The 19805-nt window shown below is 38.7% G+C and carries 18 protein-coding genes and 1 pseudogene; 6 read left to right on the top strand and 13 right to left on the bottom strand.

The window, feature by feature from the left end; translation table 11 throughout:
• Positions 1–105 precede the first annotated feature (105 nt).
• Both Aru01_RS11550 and Aru01_RS11545 read right to left on the bottom strand, forming a co-directional pair.
• Positions 106–1569, bottom strand: a complete 1464-nt coding sequence (locus Aru01_RS11550) for a WS/DGAT/MGAT family O-acyltransferase (RefSeq protein WP_016657092.1) — start codon at positions 1567–1569, stop codon at positions 106–108.
• A gap of 277 nt (positions 1570–1846) precedes the next feature.
• Positions 1847–2578 (bottom strand): phosphoadenylyl-sulfate reductase, encoded by a 732-nt coding sequence (locus Aru01_RS11545; RefSeq protein WP_016657091.1) that lies wholly within the window; start codon positions 2576–2578, stop codon positions 1847–1849.
• 190 nt (positions 2579–2768) lie between these two features.
• Between Aru01_RS11545 and thrH the strand changes: the two genes are divergently transcribed.
• Complete coding sequence (thrH, locus tag Aru01_RS11540) at positions 2769–3386, top strand: bifunctional phosphoserine phosphatase/homoserine phosphotransferase ThrH (protein WP_016657090.1); 618 nt, start codon at positions 2769–2771, stop codon at positions 3384–3386.
• Positions 3387–3487: 101 nt separating this feature from the next.
• Here the strand turns inward: thrH and Aru01_RS11535 are convergent, their stop codons facing one another.
• From Aru01_RS11535 to lipA, 3 genes are all read right to left on the bottom strand, one after another.
• A complete protein-coding gene (locus Aru01_RS11535; protein ID WP_016657089.1) occupies positions 3488–4810 on the bottom strand; it encodes an OmpP1/FadL family transporter in 1323 nt (440 codons plus the stop codon).
• 351 nt (positions 4811–5161) lie between these two features.
• Positions 5162–5545 (bottom strand): carboxymuconolactone decarboxylase family protein, encoded by a 384-nt coding sequence (locus Aru01_RS11530; RefSeq protein WP_016657088.1) that lies wholly within the window; start codon positions 5543–5545, stop codon positions 5162–5164.
• A gap of 167 nt (positions 5546–5712) precedes the next feature.
• Positions 5713–6726: a lipoyl synthase gene (gene lipA / locus Aru01_RS11525; protein WP_016657087.1), complete on the bottom strand. Its 1014-nt coding sequence runs from the start codon at positions 6724–6726 to the stop codon at positions 5713–5715.
• 202 nt (positions 6727–6928) lie between these two features.
• Here lipA and sthA point away from each other — a divergent pair, with 202 nt between their 5' ends.
• On the top strand, positions 6929–8347 hold the full coding sequence (sthA, locus tag Aru01_RS11520) for a Si-specific NAD(P)(+) transhydrogenase (RefSeq protein WP_016657086.1): 1419 nt from the start codon (positions 6929–6931) through the stop codon (positions 8345–8347).
• Between the two features lie 183 nt (positions 8348–8530).
• Here the strand turns inward: sthA and Aru01_RS11515 are convergent, their stop codons facing one another.
• From Aru01_RS11515 to map, 4 genes are all read right to left on the bottom strand, one after another.
• Positions 8531–9667, bottom strand: a complete 1137-nt coding sequence (locus Aru01_RS11515; protein ID WP_016657085.1) for an OmpW/AlkL family protein — start codon at positions 9665–9667, stop codon at positions 8531–8533.
• A 468-nt stretch (positions 9668–10135) separates the two neighbouring features.
• Entirely contained in the window at positions 10136–11350 is a 1215-nt protein-coding gene (locus Aru01_RS11510; RefSeq protein ID WP_016657084.1) for an MFS transporter, read from the bottom strand.
• A 159-nt stretch (positions 11351–11509) separates the two neighbouring features.
• On the bottom strand, positions 11510–12583 hold the full coding sequence (locus Aru01_RS11505) for an OmpW/AlkL family protein (RefSeq protein ID WP_016657083.1): 1074 nt from the start codon (positions 12581–12583) through the stop codon (positions 11510–11512).
• 350 nt (positions 12584–12933) lie between these two features.
• On the bottom strand, positions 12934–13758 hold the full coding sequence (gene map, locus Aru01_RS11500) for a type I methionyl aminopeptidase (RefSeq protein WP_016657082.1): 825 nt from the start codon (positions 13756–13758) through the stop codon (positions 12934–12936).
• Between the two features lie 206 nt (positions 13759–13964).
• On the opposite strand from map, the gene rpsB reads away from it, so the two are divergent.
• Positions 13965–14717, top strand: coding sequence for a 30S ribosomal protein S2 (rpsB, locus tag Aru01_RS11495; protein ID WP_016657081.1), 753 nt, complete (start codon positions 13965–13967; stop codon positions 14715–14717).
• Between the two features lie 143 nt (positions 14718–14860).
• On the top strand, positions 14861–15736 hold the full coding sequence (gene tsf, locus Aru01_RS11490) for a translation elongation factor Ts (protein WP_016657080.1): 876 nt from the start codon (positions 14861–14863) through the stop codon (positions 15734–15736).
• 75 nt (positions 15737–15811) lie between these two features.
• Here the strand turns inward: tsf and Aru01_RS11485 are convergent, their stop codons facing one another.
• Genes Aru01_RS11485 through Aru01_RS11470 form a run of 4 tightly spaced genes read right to left on the bottom strand, consistent with a single transcriptional unit; the run spans position 15812 to position 18161 of the window.
• Complete coding sequence (locus Aru01_RS11485) at positions 15812–16216, bottom strand: DMT family transporter (protein WP_016657079.1); 405 nt, start codon at positions 16214–16216, stop codon at positions 15812–15814.
• Positions 16213–16575, bottom strand: coding sequence for an EamA family transporter (locus tag Aru01_RS11480; RefSeq protein ID WP_016657078.1), 363 nt, complete (start codon positions 16573–16575; stop codon positions 16213–16215). The genes Aru01_RS11485 and Aru01_RS11480 overlap by 4 nt, the downstream gene beginning before the upstream one ends.
• 9 nt (positions 16576–16584) lie before the next feature.
• Complete coding sequence (locus Aru01_RS11475; RefSeq protein WP_016657077.1) at positions 16585–17442, bottom strand: alpha/beta hydrolase; 858 nt, start codon at positions 17440–17442, stop codon at positions 16585–16587.
• Positions 17442–18161: an MtnX-like HAD-IB family phosphatase gene (locus Aru01_RS11470; RefSeq protein ID WP_016657076.1), complete on the bottom strand. Its 720-nt coding sequence runs from the start codon at positions 18159–18161 to the stop codon at positions 17442–17444. The genes Aru01_RS11475 and Aru01_RS11470 overlap by 1 nt, the downstream gene beginning before the upstream one ends.
• 535 nt (positions 18162–18696) lie before the next feature.
• Between Aru01_RS11470 and Aru01_RS11465 the strand changes: the two genes are divergently transcribed.
• Positions 18697–19509: a MipA/OmpV family protein gene (locus tag Aru01_RS11465; protein ID WP_155757990.1), complete on the top strand. Its 813-nt coding sequence runs from the start codon at positions 18697–18699 to the stop codon at positions 19507–19509.
• 119 nt (positions 19510–19628) lie between these two features.
• Positions 19629–19805: pseudogene (locus Aru01_RS18665) on the top strand (aspartate aminotransferase family protein); the annotation flags it as partial.

Below are 19805 nucleotides of genomic sequence, written 5' to 3'. Positions count from 1 at the left end.
GGCTGTTAAAACGCCCCTTAGTTTATGCTGTATTATGAAGTAAGATATTTAGTTTTATACATAATAACAATAAGTTAAAAATCAGCTGGATAGGCTGAATATTTTTTAATCCGTAGCTGCAGATAAATCTATCACCGTTTGAGTTGAGACTGATTTCTTCGCTTTTTGTCGAGAAGTTGTCGCATCTACTATCGTGGCTGTATTTGTGATTTTCTTGTGCTGAATGACCTGCTCAAACCTTTGGATTTCTTCTTCTAAAAAGGTCAGTAGATTTTGCATTTTAGGTAAAGCATTGCGGCAACCTGTTAGTCCCACTTCAAGCTTATCTTGATAACTGGTCATAGTAATATTGAGCGCTTGGCCATCGAGTACAATGGATGCTGGGTAAAGGGCTTCTAAACGCGCACCATTCCAATACAGTGGTTCTTTCGGACCGGGTACATTTGAAATAACAATATTAAATGATTGGCGGTTTGGCAATGCACCAGTCAAGATATTAAATCCAGCAGGACCATAGACTAGCGCACTATAATTTAAAATTTGTAACGGTGTCATGCGCTTAAAACGTTGTTTGGCGTTTTGCATGCTGCGTTGAATAATGGCCAAACGTTCCAATGGATTGCTTTTATGTGTGCCCAGATTTGCCAAAATCATGGTAATTCGGTTGCTGACATCAGAGTCGTCATCACGAATAGAAGCAGGGACCATTGCAATTAATGGTTTTTTAGGTAAAGCATCTTGACTGCGGAGATACTCGCGTAAAGCGCCAGAACAGATCGCTAAAACAACATCATTGAGCGTAACTTGCAAAGATTTACTAATATCTTTAAGGCGACTTAACTCAAAAGACTGTGCTGCAAAACGGCGTGATGAGCTTACACGTTGATTCAGGATAGACGAGGGTGCTTGAAAACTTGAAATGTAATCTGGATTTTTACCACGTTCTTTGGTCAGTGCATGAAATAGTTCTTCAGCAACTTTAGGTGTCGCATCAATCTGGCTTTTGATTCCTCCCATTATTTTTTTAATTCGGCTGATCTTTGCGCCTTTAGGAGGTTTTGATGAAGGTATTTGTTGGACACACCAAGGTGGAACAATATGCTGATCATTCGGCTCAGTTGAAAAGGATTTCTGCACTAAGCGCATTCCTGCAATACCATCGACAACTGAATGATGTATTTTAAAATACATGGCAAAACGGTTGTCTTCTAGCCCTTCAATAATATGACAGCTCCACATCGGTTTAGCACGATCAATCAGTGTGCTGTGCTCTTGTGAAACATAGACTAAAAGCTCTCGAATACGACCTGGTTTGGGGAGGGCAATATGACGAAAGTGGTGATCAATATCAAACTCTTGATCCTCATCCCAAAATAATCCACTCAGTTGGTTATTAAAAGGAGGAACAGGTGGTGTTTTATTGTTGCGAATATCCGCAACTAAGTCTTGAATAAAAGTTGTAGGTGCGTGTTCTGGAATCTGAAATAAAAATAAGACACCGACATGCATTGGTTGTTGCCGTTTTTCTAAAGACAGAAAGATAAAATCAATTGGGTGTAAGGGGCGCATAGTTGTTTGTAGCCTCACTGCTTAATGTCAATAACAGCTCTTGTCTGAGCGTTAGTATTTTTTAGAATTATCAGAATATTGCATGGATATAGTTCACATTAAAGTTAGAAAACCTTAAGGTGAACGAGGACTGATTAATTGATCGAGGGTGATGCTGCCGATTAGGTTGAAAGATCAACTAATTGTTTTCTATGATATAGAAATCACCCTACGTTGTGAAGAACTATCATGACACAAAGCATAAACTGTTGAGTATATCTTTGGGTTAATCAGGAGATTATTTTAAATTACCTGCATGTAGTCCACATTCTTTATGCGTTGCTTCTTCCCACCACCAGCGTCCTTCACGTTCATGCTGTTGCGGCAATACAGCGCGGGTACATGGTTCACAGCCTATAGAGATATAACCACGTTCGTGCAGTTTGTTGTATGGAATTTCCATCATGCGAATATAACTCCAAACCTCAGCACTGCTCCAATTTGCAAGTGGGTTATATTTAATTAATGTTTTATTTGGCGTCGAAAAGCCATCGTCAGTTTGGATCACAGGTATACTATTTCGTGTACCCGGGCTTTGGTCTTTACGTTGCCCTGTAATCCAAGCATCTAAAGTTGAAAGTTTTTTTCTCAGGGGTTGTACTTTACGTACACCACAGCACTCTTGATGACCATCCTTAAAAAAGCTAAATAAGCCTTTTTCTTGAACAAAAGTTTGTACTGCTTCTGATTCTGGGAAACATATTTCAATATCGATTTTATAGTGTTGACGTACTTGCTCGATAAATTGATAGGTTTCAGGGTGAAGTCGGCCTGTATCTAAACTAAATACACGAAAGGGTTTGCCGAGTTGTGATGCGATATCAATGAGTACCACATCTTCAGCACCTGAAAACGAAATGGCAATGTCTTGATGTTGGCTCAGTGCTAAGGCCATGATGGCTTGTGCTGATTGGTCTTGATATTCCAATGCCTGTGCAGTAATCAAATCGGTAGTTGGAATTTGAGTCATGTTGACCCCTGTGATTGGCGGTTAAGCTATTGAAGATTTTTGTATTTGTTTATTCTAAGTTATTCTGAAGGCTGATTTTAACATTAATTTATAAAAGCTTATGAGTTAAATTGATTTAAAAAAGTGACACGTTTATGATCAGCAGTTATTGTTACGATCATTATTTATTTGTCACAGTATGGGGATCACCATGGAAGTTGTTTGTTTAGATTTAGAAGGCGTATTGGTACCAGAGATTTGGATCAACTTTGCCAAGAAAACTGGCATTAAAGAGCTTGAGGCAACAACTCGAGATATTCCCGACTACGATGTATTGATGACTCAACGTCTAAATATTTTAAAACAGCATGGTCTAGGCTTAAACGATATACAAGCAGTGATTGCTGACATGGGGCCATTCCCTGGTGCAAAAGAATTTGTTGAATGGGTTCGTACACATTTTCAATTGATTATTTTATCTGATACTTTCTATGAGTTTGCCCATCCATTGATGCAACAACTTGGTTGGCCTACAATTTTTTGTCACAAACTCGAAACAGATGCAGAGGGAATGATTACTGCGTATAAACTGCGTCAACCTGATCAAAAGCGTCAAGCGGTAAAGGCATTACATGGTCTTAATTATCGTGTGATTGCAGCAGGTGATTCTTATAATGATACAACGATGCTGGGTGAAGCAGATCGTGGTTTCTTGTTTGATGCACCAGATAATGTGATTGCAGAATTTCCACAGTTCCCAGCTCTACATGGCTATGAGCAGTTAAAACAAGCGATTCGTGAAGCATCTGTACGTAATATTCCAGAATAAAACTTATTCCCAGGTGGTTACTTGTATAAAACAAGTGATTAGGACATAAAAATAGGCACTTCAAAGTGCCTATTTTTTATATTTGATGTTCAGTCTAAGACTTAGAAGCGATAGCCGATTTTAAGACCATAAGCTAAAGCATGGTTGTCTTTGAATTCTGCTACATAGTCAGATCCACCTGCTTGAGCACCTGTTTGTGCTTTGGCATCACCTAACCAGAAGTATTTAACACCACCTGCGATAAAGGTTTGCGGTGTAGGGCTATATTGTGCACCTAAGCCCACATTCCAGAAACCTTCAGTAGGACCAAGTGTCGTTACAGGGTTACCAGCGCCAGAGTCCCAGCCTACAGAGACATTACCTGCCCATTTTTCTGTAAGTTTACGACCGACACCAGCTGTTACTGACCATTGATCTTCAGAGTATTCTACGAGGTTAAAGCCATTTGGTCGGCCTACAGCTTGTCCAACAACTTCTGATACTTTGCCAAATTTATATGGACGAATCGCAAAGTCTTTCCAGTTTACCCAGCGCACGTTAGCAAAAGCTACGGTGTCTGCCATGATACCGGTTTGGAAATCAAGGTTAACAGATTGTGGTGTAGTAATGGTTGTTTTGCCTTCAGCAGCATTTGCAGCAATTGCTCCACCTATCAATGCACCAGCAGCTGGTGGAAGAGCAGGAAGTTGGCCAGGAGGAATATTTGCAATGTGATCAACAAGACCGATAGATTCTCTAATCGTTACATCATGATCAATTTCAGAACGATAGGTTACAGATGCTTTTAATGCAATTTCTGGAATTTGGAATGCCACACCAGCAAGCCAGCCCATACCACCAGTTTCTTTAATGTTGGCATCATAGCCATTGTAAAGACTATAGGCACTACCGCGAAGACTGACATGACCTTTTACAGTTTGGTACGCAGCACCACCATAGATATTCCAGTTTTCAGTCGGTTGATAACCAAGTATTAAAGAAAGATTTTGAGTATCCACTTCTACATTGGTATTGCCTTGTATATCAGCACCAATTGCCGATGTGGTAAGTCCTGGCAAAGATGATAAAATTAAGTCATTTGGTGCAGAAACAAATACGTTGTTACCGCTATATTCTGCTTTGGCACCGAATGGTTGATCGTAAAGAATACCTACAGAAAATTGGTCTGCAACTTGTAATTTTAATGCAGCAGATGGGAAGTAGTAGCTATCTGCCATATCACCTATATGTCGTTGCGTAGCAGATTTACCAGCTTCCACACCTTCAACCGTCGGGTCAAGTACAGAAAGTCCAGCTTCAAAGTAGTTACCTGGCTGGAAAAACGCAGACATAGATTGGCCTGAGCGATCCATTGCAGCGGCAAAAGCGCCTGCAGTTGGTAGAGTAGATAACAGTATAGCTGTAGTGAGCTTTTTTAATTTCATTTTAATGCTTCCCTAAAATAATAAAATGAATTGCCTAAGGGCGTGTGGGTCTACAAAATAAATTGAGTTTTGCATTTTAGTCTTAATTTACTTCTTTTTACAAAATATCATATAAAAAATAGGAGTAAATACTCTAACAGGGTAAAAAATGACAATTTTGTAAACTGATCAGTTCAATGTTTAATCGGTGGTTTAATTAATGTATCTAAAGAAAACAACTTTTTTACGATACATAAATAATTTCGAGGAAATTAGATGTTTTTAATTGATTCAAATTTTCGAATCGTTTGCTGTGAAAGTATCCAAGTACAATGAGCACACTGTACTTGGATTGAACAGTTATTTGGTGTTTTATTTTGCTTGATACTCTTGAATAACCTCTAGTGCAGCGCGGAAAGCTTCTTGAGCAGCAGGTGCACCACAGTAGGGTAAGCTATGTAATAACACTTCTTGAATTTCCTCAACACTTGCGCCGTTATTGAGCGCGCCGCGGACATGGCCTTTTAATTCAGTTGGGCTTTTTAGCGCAGTTAAAAAAGCTAAGGTAATTAATGAACGATACTTGCGTGGTAGTACACCTTCGCGCTGCCAAGTCGAGCCCCAAGCATGTTCATTAATCCAATCTTGTAATGGTTCTGTAAATTCGACAGTATTTTGTTGTGCACGTTGCACAAACTCCGCACCCATAACTTCAGTACGTACCGCGAGGCCTTGTTCATAATCTTGTTGTGACATGCTGTATTCCTTCATCAACTCAAGCAAAGTGAAATTTGTAGAGAACTTTGAGTTGTGTAATTTAACAGCAGTGTATGCAAACGCCAATGTGACTTAATGCTAAGACGCTTTGAAAAATAAAAAGCCCTCGATTAACGAGAGCTTAAATTTAGTTGAAGTCTATTTATTTAGGCTTCAATCACTTGTACTGCAATTTTCTTCACAGGATCAGTTTTGCGACGTACACCCGGTACTGGTTCACCGTAGTATTGGCGGTCAGCAAAGTAGCTTGAACGAACCATTGGTGCAGCCCAGATATTTTTAAACCCAAGCTTTTGCCCATGGGCAGTATAACGTTCAAACTCTTCAGGAGTTACATAGCGATCAATCGGTGCGTGTTGCTTAGACGGCTGTAGATACTGTCCAATTGTTACATAGTCAACATCATGCGCTTTTAGGTCATCAAGTAGAGCAATTACTTCTTCTTCAGTTTCACCAATACCAACCATCAAACCACATTTGGTTGGGACTTCAGGGCAGTATTCTTTAAACATTTTTAGCAGCGTTAAAGAGTGCTGATAGTCTGAACCTGGGCGCATGGCTTTATATAAACGTGGCACAGTCTCAATGTTGTGGTTAAACACATCTGGTGGACATTCAGTCATGATGCGTAGCGCAATATCCATACGACCACGGAAGTCTGGTACCAAGATTTCGAGCAGTGTTTTTGGACTGAGTTTACGTGTTTCTTGAATACAGTCGACAAAGTGTTGTGCACCGCCATCATGTAGATCGTCGCGGTCAACAGACGTGATTACAGCGTACTTAAGACCGAGATTAGAAATTGTTTCAGCCATGTGGCGTGGTTCGTCTACATCAAGTGCATTCGGACGTCCATGCGCAACATCACAAAATGGGCAGCGACGTGTACAGATATCACCCATAATCATAAAGGTTGCTGTACCTCCACCAAAACACTCAGGTAAGTTTGGGCACGCAGCTTCTTCACAAACCGTATGTAGTTTTTGTGCACGTAAAGTGGTTTTGATGCGCTGCACTTCTTCAGGAGCAGACATCTTGACACGAATCCAATCTGGTTTGCGGGCAGCTTCGACCGTAGGAATCACTTTTACAGGTATACGTGCAACTTTTTCAGCACCACGAAGTTTAACACCCTGTTCTGGTTTACGGCTTTCAGACATATTTATGTTCCACTGTTTTGACGGCGAGAAGGATCTGAGGTCATTATAACGAAATTGTAATATGATAGGATAGTTTAACTATTCATTTACTAAATGTTGTTATCACATAATATATTCAACAGAAATACACTAAAACGGAATAGTTTAGGTCATAATATCTAACAATTTCGTAAAAAAAATTAGTTTTTTAAAGGAGCTTTTAATGCCTCGTAAAAAAGATATCGTTGCTGGGAATTTCCTGAAGTATGACGTTGTTGTACTCGGTTCAGGCCCAGCGGGTGAAGGCGCGGCAATGAAGCTGGCTAAATCTGGAAAACGAGTTGCAATTGTAGACCAACGTGATCAGCTTGGTGGTAACTGTACTCATGTAGGAACAATTCCAAGTAAAGCTTTACGTCAAACTGTATCGAGCATTATTCGTTATCAACGTGATCCAATGTTTCAAAAAGTAGGTGAGTGGAAACAGTTCACCATGAAACAAGTGTTACGTAATGCACACAAAGTCATTCAACAGCAAGTGGATACTCACAGCCGGTTTTATGATCGCAACAATATAGATGTATTCCATGGCCGTGCTTATATCCAAGATAAAAGTACTGTTTTAGTATTTAGTGATGACGGTTTAACAGAGTCAATTATTTGCAAGCAAATTGTAATCGCAACAGGTAGTCGCCCATATCATCCACAAGGGCTCGACTTTGAGCATCCTCGTGTGTTTGATTCGGATAAAATTTTAGATCTAGATTATTCAGTACATAAAGTCATTATTTATGGTGCAGGCGTGATTGGCTGTGAATATGCTTCAATCTTTATTGGATTGGGCCTGAAAGTTGATCTGATTAATACTCAGCCGAAACTATTAAGTTATTTAGATGATGAAATCTCAGATGCTTTGTCTTATCACTTACGTGAACAAGGCGTGCTGATTCGCCACAATGAGCAAATCGATCACCTTGAAACAGGTGATGATCACGTTGTGCTCTATATGCAAAGTGGTAAGAAAATTAAGGCAGATGCGATTTTATGGTGTAATGGTCGTTCAGGAAATACTGATGGTTTAGGTCTTGAAAATGTAGGCATTACACCGAACAGCCGTGGTCAGCTCACCGTAAATGAACAGTATCAAACTGAAGTTGACAATATTTACGCAGCCGGTGATGTGATTGGCTGGCCATCATTGGCTTCTGCTGCCTATGACCAAGGTCGTTGTGCTGGTACCAATATGAGTAGTGGCGAGAAAAATGTTAAGCCAGTAACTGATATTCCTACAGGGATTTATACTATTCCTGAAATTTCATCAATTGGTAAGACTGAGCAACAATTGACTGAAGAAAAAATTCCCTATGAAGTTGGACAATCTTCTTTCCGTCATTTAGCTCGTGCCCAAATTACTGGTGATACAGTTGGGGAATTAAAGATTTTATTCCACCGTGATACCTTAGAAATTTTGGGGATTCACTGCTTTGGTAATAACGCTGCTGAGATTATTCATATTGGTCAAGCAGTAATGAAGAGTCCTAAAAACTCAATCATGTACTTTGTTGAAACAACATTTAACTACCCAACCATGGCAGAGGCTTATCGTGTAGCCACTTTAAATGGTATGAATCGTCTATTTTAATTGAGTTCAAACTGTATAATCACATATTGATTTAACAGTTTACCGTTTCACAAGTGGCCTGTATTTTAATCTCACATCGTTGTGTAGAAAGAAATACAGGCTATTTTTATTGCTCGATTAATAGACTTTTTAAAAAATAAAGTCTTAGGTCAGAATACTCACTTCACAGCTGAGTAAAAGCGATTAAAAACGATAGCCAATCCCCATATACGTGATGATTGGATCAATATCAAGTTTGGTGGATGAGCGAATTAAACTCTGACCAGTATTATTATCTGTCACGGTCAGTTTGATATCGGTATTCATTTTGGCGTAGGAAACAGAACCGACGGCATACCAATTTTCATTGAAGTCATAGGTTGCACCTAAGGTTACAATAGGGGCAAAAGCATCATCGGCTTCAACTTTGACTCTAGGATCAGCAGAAGAGATTTTATTATCAAGTGCTGCACCTGCTTGATTGTCTAAAATATTCTGAATACGGTGGCCAGCAGAAATGAGATCTGCTTCTATGCCTGAGTTTAATTTTACTTTGTCAAAATAACCATAAATTACCCCTGCACCGACATAAGGACGAAATTTATTTACTCCAGATTTACCAAACTGATAATGGATTTCTGCTGCGGGTAACCAAGCTCGTGCTGTAGCGGCAGTACTTCCTTGAGTTAAGTTGGTAATCGGGATTTGAGTATCTAGTGGAATATCGCCAATGCCGTCAATAAGTCCATTTGCGATATTATTAATTAATCCTGGTGGAAGTTCACCTTTAGGCCGTGCAATACCTGAAAGTGGTGCAGATATTTGACCCTTGCCTTGAATATCAACATCAGGTGGAATTCCAGCTTTGACTTCAACGGACCAATTATCCGTAAAATAATAATTAAACATGAGTCCAAGAGTATCTACCGAATCAGCTTCTAAACCGGTATCGGGACTGGTCCAGTTTTCTAGGCTGTTAATATCGACGGAGCCACTCATGTTGCCTGTAAGAGTGCCATCTTTAATTAATCCAAATGTTTCGCCTAATTTGACTACATCCATTAATTTCTTTTTAGCAGCATCGCCTTCTTCAGTTTGTGCAATACTTGAATTTACTGAGTCTACTTTTACATCACCAACTTTATAACGACCATTTTTAGCGGCAGTAGTATTATTGATTGGGTTTGCACTACCTTGAGGGGCTGCATGTAACCAGCCCGCAGAGACAGAAAAACGTTTAAAGCCATCACCATCTTTAAAACTAAAATAAGGTGATGCACTATGTGCTAATACAGGTAGGGTGTTGATTGATAATAATACGCCGTAAATGACTTTTCTCATTTTTATGACTCCATGTCTGACTTATCTGTGAACTTTATTAAAAGTCTCACTGTTTTTAACCTGACTTAATTCCCTAATCCTTAAAACAGCAGATGTAATACTGGTTTTAAGTTAAGTCATGGTGAATATTGGATGTAAATATTCAAAGTTCTTTCAGCATAGGTTAAAAATCTTTTCACGGATCATGAATAATGTAGTTTGTTTTTTTTAATTGTGTACTTATTATGTTTAATAACTGGTAAAAAAAATCAAACACGGTGTAAGTTTGAAAGAGGTGTGTGTTTGAATATGATTTTGAGAAGAGGATAGATAATTAAGTCATTTTAAAAGCTGTGCTCAAATTAATGAGCACAAAAAGCTTGGTTGAAATAGATGAATAAATCAGGTGTGGTGAGCCAAAGCGACAAGGCAAGTAGCAATAATCCACCAAGGCTCAGGAATAATATAATTTTGGATATCCGTGTAGAGTTAATCATGGATGACAGTTTCCTCTGTGACGAATGAATGCATAAAAACAGCAAAGAAGCTTAAAACAATTGATATTACCCAAATATAGTTATAGTTTCCCATTAAATCATGATTGAGGCCACCTAACCAACCACCAAAGAATGAACCGATTTGATGAGTGAAGAATACCAATCCACTGAGCATAGTTAAATATTTAACACCGAACATTTGTGCGACGATTCCATTGGTCAGTGGAACTGTAGACAGCCAGAGCAAACCCATGATAATGCCAAAGGTATAAATCGTAAATAAACTTAGCGGAAGCGCAAGAAAGGCAATAATACTGAATCCTCGAATCGCATAAAGCCACATCAGTAATTTAGGTTTGGAATATTTATCACCCAGCCAACCAGCGGTATAAGTCCCTACAATATTAAATAGACCGATGAGTGCTAAGAATACAGTTCCTGTTGTTGCTGAAAAACCATGATCAATTAGATAACCCGGAAGATGTACGCCTAGAAATACCACTTGAAAGCCGCAGACTAAAAAGCCCATTGCTAAAAACCAAAAAGGTTTATGTTGTTTAACTCGATGCAATACTTGTTTAAAGCTAAGCGCAGGTGCTGATACAGCATGACCTGATTTCGTTTGGTAAATTGGGGCTTTTAATAACCACGCTAAAGGTAATACTAGAGCAACTAATATTGCACTGATCATTAATGATGCTGACCAACCAAAATGTTTTAAAAATAATAAAGTGGTGGGTAGCATAATAAATTGGCCAAATGAACCTGCTGCACTGGCAATCCCCATTGCCATACCGCGTTTTTCAGGTGGAACAGCTCGACCTACAGCAGAAAGTAATACTGAAAATGATGTAGCAGACAAAGCTAAGCCAATAATTAATCCCGCACTTAAATTGAGTAAGGCGCTGGTTGAACTCATCGCCATGAGTAATAGTCCAATACAATACAAAACCCCGCCGACAGCAACAACAATTTTACTGCCATACTTATCAGCAAAAGCACCTGTAATTGGCTGAACCGCGCCCCATATTAAGTTTTGCATTGCAATCGCTAAACTAAATACTTGATGCCCCCAACCAAATTCGTGGCTCATCGGGACCAAGTAAAGGCCAAAAGCATGACGAATTCCTAATGAAAGTGCCAAGATCAAGGCACTACCAATAAGCATATAGATCATTGGTTGGGTAAACGAACGAGTTGTAGACATAATCAATCCATTGATAAATGAGCAGAATCATTGTAAATCGAACTGGATTGGATAGCGACAGGAAATATTCACTTATCAATAGGATAAGTTAATATTTTGATGTTTTTAAAAGAGTTGAAAAGTTAAGGTGTTGATGATTTTATCAACACCTTGCTGTATCTAGAATCTATATCCCATTCCTACATAAGTAATAATGGGGTCAATATCAACTTTTGTTTTTGATCGAATTAATTGATTGCCTGTGTTGCCATCTGTTACGGTTATTTTTGCTTCAGTGTTCATCTGAGAGTAAGAGATAGAACCTACTGCATACCATTTATCTGTAAAATCATAAGTTGCTCCAACAGTGACTATGGGGGCATAGGCTTGAGTCGCTTTAACTTTGACCAATGGTGATGCTGATGAGATTTTTCCATCCAATCCAGCACCTGCTTTATTGTCTAAAATGTTTTGTATACGATGTGCCGCGAGGATTAAATCAGATTCAATTCCTGAGTTAAGTTTAACTTTGTCAAAATATCCGTATAAAAGCCCAGCACCCACATAAGGACGAAATTTATTTACACCTGATTGACCAAATTGATAGTGTAATTCAAATGCAGGTAACCAAGCTCGTACCGAAGCTGTTTTAGAACCTTGACTAAGATCAGTCACATGGATGTCCTGATGTAAGTCAATGCTACCACCGAGTGGGATATCTGCAGAAAAAACAGAGAGCGATGGTTTATTGCTACCACGTAGTGGAGCATATACAGTGCCTTTGCCATTTAAATCTACAGTTGGTGGTATGCCTGCTTTAATCTCAACAGACCAATGATCGTTGAGATAATAATTCATCATGATTCCCAGTGTATCTGCAGTATTTGCTTCCAATCCAGTATTTGCCGATTGCCAACTGGATAGGCCATTGATGTTGGCTGTTCCTGACAGAGCGGCAGGCAGGTCTTGTCCTGGGAAAATTGAAATTGTTCCATAGATAAATGGATTTGAATCTTTGACAGCAGCGTCTAGTACAGCACTTTTACTGACTTCCCCGACTTTAGATTGGGTGCCTTCTGCAACTGCTGTTTGGTTGTTAAATGGATTGCCTGAACCCTGTGGCATGGCATGTAACCAACCTGCTGAAATTGAGAAGCGCTTAAAATTTTTATTTTGCTGTTTTGGAGCTTGTGCATAACTGATGACGGGGAGACTAAGTACACAAAGGGCAATCATATTAATTTTGAATTTCATTGCATATTATTCCTTATGCTTTTATTGATTTTTATTGGTGTTTTTTATTTAATTGCTTGTTTTTATTGTAAAATATTTGCTCTTTTTGTCAGAGCTTTTGTACAGTGTTGAACATGCGGTTGAACACCAACTCTTGCATTATTATTCATTTTTTTTAGATAAATTAAGCAATAGATTGATACGGACTTTGTGAAATTAAATATTTTTATATAATCAATTGTGAAAAGAATCGATTAATTGATGATGTTCTGTTGTTTTTATAGTTTTATTGTTTGGAAGTTCGATCAGCACTTTGTTGTAGCATGGTCAATATCAGATAACCTGAGTCATCTGATATTGAATATTTAAAATTATTTGATAAAGCGCGATAGATCTTCGTCTGGACGTGCAGTGAGAATTTCTACGCCATTCGCTGTCACCACCAGTGTATGTTCATACTGAGCAGAAAGTTTATGGTCTTTGGTGACTACAGTCCATTTGTCACCCATTAGGCGAGTTTGCCATACACCAGCATTGACCATAGGTTCGATGGTAAATGTCATGCCTTCTTCTAAAATCATGCCACTATTTGATTGGCCATAATGTAGAACTTGTGGCTCATCATGGAAAACAGTGCCAATACCATGACCACAATACTCACGGACTACACTGAATCGCTCTGATTCAACGTATTTTTGAATAGCATGGCCAATATCACCAATAGTTGAACCGGGTTTAACCGTGGCAATACCACGATACATGGCTTCTTGTGCAACCGTACATAAACGGTTCGCCAGTACTGAACCTTCACCAATGACATACATCATATTGGTATCGCCATGGTAACCATCTTTAATTACAGTGACATCGATATTGAGGATATCACCATTTTTTAAGATCTTAGCTTCTGATGGAATACCATGACAAACGACATGGTTCACCGAAGTGCAAATGGTATGTTGAAATGCTGGACGACCTGGGGCAGCGCCATAGCCTAAGCATGCAGGGATGGCATCTTGTACATTAACAATATAGTCATGACAAATGCGATCAAGTTCGAGTGTGCTAACACCTGCTTTGACGTGCGGTTTGATCATATCCAGAATCTCAGCAGCCAGTCGTCCCGCGATGCGCATTTTTTCAATTTCATCTTGGGTTTTAATTAAACGACGTGGAGCTTGATAAGTACTGTTCATGATCTTCAAAAACTTTTGGAAATTTGTATGTGACTATGGTATAAATAGCCGCCCAATTTATCAAATGCTTTTCAAGATTAAATTTCTTGCAGAGAAAACGTTAAATTCGGAAAATCCGCACATATGTCGACACATTGCTCTGGGTGCCTGTAAAGGTGGAGGATGAGGACATATGGAGGCCTAACCCAAACATTAAGGTAAAGAAAATGGCAGATTACAACGTAAGTATGCGCGACCTTCTTCAAGCAGGCGCGCACTTTGGTCACCAAACTCGCTTCTGGAACCCAAAAATGCGCCAATATATTTTTGGTGCACGTAACAAAATTCATATCATTAACCTTGAGCACACTGTTCCTGCGTTAAATGATGCTTTGAACTTTGTTAACAACTTGGCAAGCAAAAAGAATAAAGTTTTATTCGTTGGTACTAAGCGTGCTGCTTCTAACATCATCCGTGAACAAGCTCAACGTGCTGGTCAGCCTTATGTTGATCACCGCTGGTTAGGTGGTATGTTGACGAACTGGAAAACACTTCGCCAATCTATCAACCGTTTAAAAGACCTTCAAACTCAATCTACTGACGGTACTTTTGCTAAGCTTACTAAGCGTGAAGCATTAGAACGTACTCGTGAGATGGACAAACTTGAGCGTGGTTTAGGCGGCGTTAAAAACATGGGTGGTTTACCTGACGCATTATTCGTGATCGATGTTGACCACGAAGCAATCGCAATTAAAGAAGCGAAAAATCTTGGTATTCCAGTTATTGGTATCGTTGATACTAACTCGAATCCAGATGACGTAGATTATGTTATTCCTGGTAATGACGATGCGATTCGTGCAGTAACTTTGTATGCTTCTTCTATGGCTGATGCGATTATTGCTGGTAAAGAATATGCTCAGACTCAAGCTAATGCGCAAGCAAAAGGCGACGAAGCTGCTAAAGAAGCTCCAGAGGCTTAATGCGTCTTTGACGTATCTTTGTCATTATTCATCGATATGATAATGATAAAATTGAGCGTCGATTGAGCAATAACGGCCCAGGGTTACACTTCGGGCCGTTTTTGTTGAACAGATTGATTTTCTACCGTATTTAGGAGAATAACATGACTGCAATTACTGCAAGCATGGTAAAAGAATTACGTGATCGTACTGGTCTAGCAATGATGGAATGCAAAAAAGCATTAACAGAAGCTGGCGGTGATATTGAACTTGCGATTGATAACTTGCGTAAATCAGGTCAAGCAAAAGCTGCTAAAAAAGCAGGCAACATTGCTGCTGATGGCGCGATCACTATCGTTCAAGACGGTAACAAAGCAATTTTGGTTGAAGTAAACTGCCAAACTGACTTTGTTGCAAAAGACGAAAACTTTGCAAACTTCTCTAATAAAGTTGCTGCTGCTGCGTTGGCTGCAAACGAAATTGATGCTGCTAAAATTGCTGAACTTAAATTAGAAGATGGCAGCACTGTTGAAGAAGCGCGTATTGCTCTTGTTCAAAAAATCGGTGAAAACATCCAAGTACGTCGTGCAAAAATCGTAGAAGCTGATAACTTGGCAATCTACAAGCACGGTCTACGTATCGGTGTTGTTGTTGCTTATGCTGGTGATGCAGAAACTGGTAAAGGTGTTGCAATGCACGTTGCTGCATTCAACCCAATCGCGGTTACTGCTGAAAAAGTTCCTGCTGATCTTATCGCTAAAGAGAAAGAGATCGCTGAAGCTAAAGCAATCGAATCTGGTAAACCAGCAAATATCGTTGAAAAAATGGTTACTGGTTCTGTTGAGAAATATCTCAACGAAGTTGTTCTTGAGCGTCAAATGTACGTAATTGACAACGAGAAAAAAGTTGCTGACGCACTTAAAGCAGCGGGTACAACTGTAGCTGACTTCGTTCGTTTCGAAGTTGGTGAAGGTATTGAGAAAAAAGCAGAAATGAGCTTCGCTGAAGAAGTTGCTGCTGCTCAAGCTGCTGCGCAATAATTAAATTGTACAAAAAAAGCCTCATTTGAGGCTTTTTTTGTTTTTAGCTGATTGGGTTAGTTATATTTTAAATCATTAAGGATGAGGTGATTTGACCACATGGGTAGGTTCTTGTTTAGTTTCATCTTTAGCAAGAAAAATTACACCCAGAAGAATAAATCCAGCACCGAACGCTTTGGCTAAAGTCATCGGTTCATGGAAAATCCAAATCGATAAGATGCTAATGGTGATAAGTTCCATATGGGCAGCAGCAAAGGCTGGACCAATTGGCGCGTGCTTGAGTAAGGTCATCCAAGTAAAAAATGCACCAATGTAGCCTATAAATGCACCGTAGACCCAAGGGTGACTAAATACACGAATTAGCCACTCTAAATCCATGGTCATAGGCATGGCATGAATTGAAGCAAATTTAAAACTAATTTGAGTTAAGGTGTCAAAAGCTGTAAGAATCAGAAAGCCAATAATATAAAATGTTCTCATGAGCCACCTAGACCAACAATAGTCACACCAATCGTAATTAAAACCACCCCAATGAGACGGTTGCGTGTAAGTTTTTCATTAAAAAATAATCGACCTGCAATCATAATGACAACAATATTGATGCTGCCTAGCATGACACCTTCTGATAATGGTACTAAAGATAAAAAGGCCAGCCAAATAACAAACTCAAAAATATAGCAAAAGATACCTGCCCATAACCAAGGTTGTCTAAGTAGCATTTGCCAATAGTTAAAGCCATCACTTTCTTTATGTTTTGCAGCAGCAGCTTTAAATGCTAATTGGCCAACTGTATCGACTAAAATAGTTAGGAACCAGACAAAAAATACTAGTGAACTCATATTCAGTCCTTATGTGACATACGCAGGATCTTGCGTTTTAGCTTCGGCTGATTGAGATTGATTTAAGGCATATTGTGCCACGAAATCTAAACTTTCTTGAATGACTTGTTTGCGGTCATTGTCGATTGTAATCATATGGTAGCTGTTATATAGCCAGACTAAATGTTTCGGTCCTGCTACATGGTCATAAACGATTTGGCTATTTTTTCGGCTAGCAACATCATCCTCGTAGGCATGCAGACAAAGACAAGGTGCATGAATTTTACCTAAGTCCTTTTTAACTCGGCGTGATAGGCGTTGCAGTTGGTAAAGTGAATGCCATGGATTGCCTGGTAAGCCAGCCTCAGAGCTATCTTCATTTTGCATTGAATGTACAATGCGTGCTCTAAGTGCTTCATTTTGAATACCAAAAGGCTCAGCTTCATCAAAGGTACGTTGTGAAAATAGTCTAAAATGATAGATTGGGGGGAGAACCCATGGACCAATAAATTGAGACCACCGTGGAATACTCCATCCATCGTATTTAAATGTTGGGCTATAGCAGATCACACCAGAAACAGGAAAGCGTGATGCATATTCAAGTGCTAAGAGTGCGCCCATAGATAAGCCAGCAACAAATATTTCATCAACATGTTGCAATAATTGGTTTGCTGCTTGATATACAGTTGAAAACCAATCTTCCCAACGCGTTGCAATGAGGTCATTGATATCACCACAGTGTCCAGCAAGTTGTACACCATGTACAGTGTATCCAGCTTGATGAAAGGAACGTGCAATACCACGCATTTCATTTGGTGTGCCGGTGAGTCCATGAATCAATAATATCCCAGTACGTTTGCCTGGTAGAAAAAACGAATGATCACTCATTAACTATTTACCCAAAGTTTGGTTGCATCAAAGACTTGAGATGGACTATTTAAAATTGCTAAGAGTGGTTCAAGCAATTGAGAAAAGTCTTCAAAAGGATGATGTTGGATATTTTTATTTACACAATGATCGATTAAGCTTTTTTTAGCAAAAACATAATCTGCTTGCTCTGCTAGACAAAAATCTGAACGTCCATCACCAATTAAAATAATTTTTTCATGATGATTTTGTTGAGCAACCTTACATTTGCAAGTACCACTTTGAGTATTACAAGCAATATCACTATAGGGGAAACTGAGTTCCCAACGAGTGTTGGTTGGGTGAGCCAAATGATTGGCAATAATAGGTAGGTGATCTAATTGATTTTTTTTAAGAATATGTTGAATAACGAAGTCGAGTCCGTCACTGACGATACTTAGTTTAACTTGTTGTTTTTCTAATAAATGAACTAGTGCGACAAAATTCGAATCAATTTTAATTTGATCTAAACAGTGGAGTAGTTGTTGTTCTGTCATGTCTAGCAAAGCAATTTGTTGTTGCATGCATTGCTTAGAACCAATTAGACCTTGTTCCCATTGTTGCTCAATTTTCTCCCAGTCAGGATGTGCAAATTGATTGAGCAGTGTATCGGTGGTATCTTTTAGGCTGATTGTACCGTCAAAATCACAAATAACGTGCCAAACAATATTTGAAATGGAATTTTGTTGAAAAAACGTCATGAAAATATCACCACAATAAAACCTGTGAAAGATTGAATGCTTTAAACTTATGTGAAATAAACGGTTGTTCAAGGTGTTGTTAGCATTGGCTCTAGGGCACAGGTATCTTTAAACACGTTGAGATCCATTGTTGGGTCAAAATCAACTTTGGGGCAGTATTGTACCAACTGCAAGTTCAGTATAGAAACATTTATTAAAATAAAATTAAAATTTGGCCTAATTTAACATTTTAGTGTAGTGAATTGAAAACAACCTGCCAGAAAATTGTAGTCTTTGTCGTGTTTAATTATTCAACTTATTATTGTTTCATTCTTTATTTTTTATATGACGAAATCAATTTGTGCTAACAATAAAGGCAATTTATTTCAGAAATGTGAATTGGTTGAAAAAGTCTTGATTTTTTTTACTCAAAAACTGACAAGAGTATAAAAAATACCACCCCATGCAATCACAAGAATCGAGGAATTTTTTATTTTTGCTGCTTGCTTATAGGGTGAATTATAAACACTGAATATGTTATGGTTGGGCATTAATTTTGGGATCACGAAAATGTGATCGTTCACTGCCGATAAAACAAGGCTGGATCTTAGATGAGTTTAATGAATTGATGAAGTGGCCTCTCAGAAGTTCCTTATTGTGTTTGGTTTTACTTAGTGTGCATAGTTATGCTGATACAGAACCAGCAGAGCTCAGTGTCGGATTAAACCTTTCCCTTGATTTTCAAAGCTATAAAGGCAGGGAAATGGAAACCAGTGTCTTGCCAACAGCATTTTATGATGGCGACCTTTTATATGCAGAGGGTGATCAAGCGGGGCTAAATTTATATCGTGATACTAAGAATAAGCTTAGACTTTATGCTTATTATGATGGAACCATGTACCATCCTAGCGGATCTTTGAGTCAGTTAGATGAACGACAATGGTCTGTCTTAGTCGGCACAAGTTATATGTATACCTCTGATTATGGGGCATTTAAGTTAAGTGCTGCACAAGATATTCTTTCAAGAAGCCGCGGTGCGATTGCGAATTTGTCATATATAGCAGCGTGGGAAACTGGATCTTGGACCTTGTATCCTGAACTTGGTCTTCAATGGAACAGCTCTAAATATAATCAATATTATTTTGGAGTAAGTTCAGAAGAGTCTAAGCGCAGTGGAATTAAGAGCTATCAACTTGATTCTGGTGTGTATCCCTATGCAGGTTTGGCTGTTGATTATGAGTTAAACAAGCATTGGAATATTTATACAACCTATAAAGTGAATTATTTATCTGATGATCAGTATCAGAGTCCCATGACTAAAAAGCGTGTGGAATTTGAGCCTGGGTTTGGTGTTAATTATACTTTTTAAGCTGTAAGTTTTTAAAAAAACATGCTGTTAGATAAATCATACAGAGGACGGTTTTATAATTTAATCAATGGATTAAATTATTTTTTATAAAGTGGTTTATAGCTCTACAGGAAACTCCTATGACAATTAATGAAGCTCAGCTATTACAAGATGAAGCGCTATATTGTTCTCATGGCGACACAGTACATTATGTGAATCCGCCTAAAATTTTTACAAATTGTCAGGGAAGTTATCTCTACGATGATCAAGATATTGCGTATCTAGATCTTCAAATGTGGTATTCGGCTGTCAACTTT

The sequence above is a fragment of the Acinetobacter rudis genome (assembly GCF_000829675.1).
Lineage (GTDB): Bacteria > Pseudomonadota > Gammaproteobacteria > Pseudomonadales > Moraxellaceae > Acinetobacter > Acinetobacter rudis.
Note: the sequence above shows the minus strand (reverse complement) of the source record. Positions and strands in the feature narration are given on the sequence as shown.

Excerpts from the sequence above, each read along its gene's own strand:
- Aru01_RS11550 (WP_016657092.1), bottom strand. The coding sequence starts at position 1,569 with ATGCGCCCCTTACACCCAATTGATTTTATCTTTCTGTCTTTAGAAAAA.
- Aru01_RS11545 (WP_016657091.1), bottom strand. The coding sequence starts at position 2,578 with ATGACTCAAATTCCAACTACCGATTTGATTACTGCACAGGCATTGGAA.
- thrH (WP_016657090.1), top strand. The coding sequence starts at position 2,769 with ATGGAAGTTGTTTGTTTAGATTTAGAAGGCGTATTGGTACCAGAGATT.
- Aru01_RS11535 (WP_016657089.1), bottom strand. The coding sequence starts at position 4,810 with ATGAAATTAAAAAAGCTCACTACAGCTATACTGTTATCTACTCTACCA.
- Aru01_RS11530 (WP_016657088.1), bottom strand. The coding sequence starts at position 5,545 with ATGTCACAACAAGATTATGAACAAGGCCTCGCGGTACGTACTGAAGTT.
- lipA (WP_016657087.1), bottom strand. The coding sequence starts at position 6,726 with ATGTCTGAAAGCCGTAAACCAGAACAGGGTGTTAAACTTCGTGGTGCT.
- sthA (WP_016657086.1), top strand. The coding sequence starts at position 6,929 with ATGCCTCGTAAAAAAGATATCGTTGCTGGGAATTTCCTGAAGTATGAC.
- Aru01_RS11515 (WP_016657085.1), bottom strand. The coding sequence starts at position 9,667 with ATGAGAAAAGTCATTTACGGCGTATTATTATCAATCAACACCCTACCT.
- Aru01_RS11510 (WP_016657084.1), bottom strand. The coding sequence starts at position 11,350 with ATGTCTACAACTCGTTCGTTTACCCAACCAATGATCTATATGCTTATT.
- Aru01_RS11505 (WP_016657083.1), bottom strand. The coding sequence starts at position 12,583 with ATGAAATTCAAAATTAATATGATTGCCCTTTGTGTACTTAGTCTCCCC.
- map (WP_016657082.1), bottom strand. The coding sequence starts at position 13,758 with ATGAACAGTACTTATCAAGCTCCACGTCGTTTAATTAAAACCCAAGAT.
- rpsB (WP_016657081.1), top strand. The coding sequence starts at position 13,965 with ATGGCAGATTACAACGTAAGTATGCGCGACCTTCTTCAAGCAGGCGCG.
- tsf (WP_016657080.1), top strand. The coding sequence starts at position 14,861 with ATGACTGCAATTACTGCAAGCATGGTAAAAGAATTACGTGATCGTACT.
- Aru01_RS11485 (WP_016657079.1), bottom strand. The coding sequence starts at position 16,216 with ATGAGAACATTTTATATTATTGGCTTTCTGATTCTTACAGCTTTTGAC.
- Aru01_RS11480 (WP_016657078.1), bottom strand. The coding sequence starts at position 16,575 with ATGAGTTCACTAGTATTTTTTGTCTGGTTCCTAACTATTTTAGTCGAT.
- Aru01_RS11475 (WP_016657077.1), bottom strand. The coding sequence starts at position 17,442 with ATGAGTGATCATTCGTTTTTTCTACCAGGCAAACGTACTGGGATATTA.
- Aru01_RS11470 (WP_016657076.1), bottom strand. The coding sequence starts at position 18,161 with ATGACGTTTTTTCAACAAAATTCCATTTCAAATATTGTTTGGCACGTT.